The 273-nt window shown below is 55.3% G+C and carries 1 rRNA gene; it reads left to right on the forward strand.

What is annotated here, in order from left to right:
- Positions 1 to 273, forward strand: a 23S ribosomal RNA gene (locus tag SCWH03_RS28415); the annotation flags it as partial.

The following is a 273-nucleotide window of genomic DNA, read 5'->3' on the forward strand; positions in this document are numbered from 1 at the left end:
CGCTAAGCCTAAATATTCCCTGGTGACCGATAGCGGATAGTACCGTGAGGGAATGGTGAAAAGTACCGCGGGAGCGGAGTGAAATAGTACCTGAAACCGTGTGCCTACAAGCCGTGGGAGCGTCGGATGTGCCTCTTTTGGGGTGTGTCTCGTGACTGCGTGCCTTTTGAAGAATGAGCCTGCGAGTTAGCGGTGTGTAGCGAGGTTAACCCGTGTGGGGGAGCCGTAGCGAAAGCGAGTCCGAAGAGGGCGTTTGAGTTGCATGCTCTAGAC

Source organism: Streptomyces pacificus, assembly GCF_011766325.1.
GTDB classification, from domain to species: Bacteria; Actinomycetota; Actinomycetes; order Streptomycetales; family Streptomycetaceae; genus Streptomyces; species Streptomyces pacificus.